We start from the raw sequence: 1300 nt of genomic DNA on the forward strand, positions 1-1300 counted from the left end.
ATTCATTATTTGACTTAAGTCAATGAACGATTTGCCCGGCTTGTGCAACCATCAGAGGAAATTGACTTGCAGATCAGCATCTCGCTTCTGAACCCGGCAAAAGCAATTATTGTGTTGAGAAGCTGAAAAAAACATAAGCAAGCTTGCGGGGCAACCCCTTCTGGAGTTATTGAGCCTGCAGGCAAAACGTGGAGGAAGAAAATGTCTAATCCAATCCAGTGCCCAGGCAGCAGTACCCGCAACCTGGAGGTGGACCTGATAGCCTGTCAGGATTGCGGCCATGAAGTAGAGATGTTCTCCGACGAAACCAGAAGAAGATGCCCCAGATGCAAAAAGATGGTTTTCAGGGACCGCCTGCCATCCTGTGTGGACTGGTGCCCTTCGGCCAGAGAATGTGTGGGTGAAGAACGCTTGCAGGCCATGCAGGCCGGAAAGCAGAAAACATAAGCCCTTTTACCGGGTAAACTGACAGGAAGTGCTGCTTTGGATTATCTGCTTATCTGTATCGTGGCCATGGGTGTTTCCGGACTCACCCTTTTTTCCGGATTCGGCCTGGGCACCCTTCTTTTACCGGCCTTTGTCCTGTTTTTTCCTGTTCAGGCTGCTGTAGCCATGACTGCAGTGGTGCACTTGGCCAATAACCTTTTCAAGCTTTTTCTCATAGGCAACAAAGCAGATAGCGCAACACTGCTGCGCTTTGGGCTGCCGGCCCTGGCAGCGGGTTTTGCCGGGGCCTGGCTTCTTCTGTCTCTGGCAGACCTGGAGCCGGTATACAGTTATGAGCTGTGGGGAAGGCACATGAAGGTTTACCCGGTAAACTTAGTTATTGGGCTACTTATGGGGTTTTTCGCCATGCTGGAGCTCTACTCACCCCTGAACCGGCTGCAGATATCTCCTGCATACCTGCCCCTGGGCGGAGTGCTCAGCGGATTTTACGGGGGCCTTTCCGGACACCAGGGGGCTTTTCGCAGTGCTTTTCTGCTCAAATCCGGCCTGGATAAAGAGGCCTTTGTGGGAACCGGGGTGGTTATCGCAGTGCTTGTGGATGTATCCAGGATCACCGTCTATTCCGGTATGGTGCACACCCCAGAAATCCGTGAAAACCTGCCTCTTATTGCTGCGGCTGTGCTGGCAGCCTTTGCCGGAGCCTTTATCGGGCGCAGAGTATTGTCCAAAATCACCTTCAGGACAGTACAGCTGATTGTAGGCATTATGCTCCTGCTTGTTTCCATCCTGCTCATCCTGGGTGTAGTTTAATCGTAACCATTCAGAGGGTCCTCGGTGTTGATTACTGGCACAA

General features: G+C 51.9%; 2 protein-coding genes. Both read left to right on the forward strand.

Annotation, left to right across the window (positions count from 1 at the left end; translation table 11 throughout):
- The first annotated feature begins 201 nt into the window (after window positions 1–201).
- Window positions 202–447 (forward strand): phosphohydrolase, encoded by a 246-nt coding sequence (locus tag D5S03_RS01300; RefSeq protein WP_287042447.1) that lies wholly within the window; start codon window positions 202–204, stop codon window positions 445–447.
- Between the two features lie 36 nt (window positions 448–483).
- Window positions 484–1257 carry a sulfite exporter TauE/SafE family protein gene (locus D5S03_RS01305; RefSeq protein ID WP_287042448.1) on the forward strand — a complete coding sequence of 258 codons (774 nt, stop codon included), beginning with the start codon at window positions 484–486 and terminating at the stop codon, window positions 1255–1257.
- The last annotated feature ends 43 nt before the right edge of the window (window positions 1258–1300 follow it).

The organism is Desulfonatronospira sp. MSAO_Bac3, from assembly GCF_003838035.1.
Classification (GTDB): Bacteria; Desulfobacterota; Desulfovibrionia; order Desulfovibrionales; family Desulfonatronovibrionaceae; genus Desulfonatronospira; species Desulfonatronospira thiodismutans.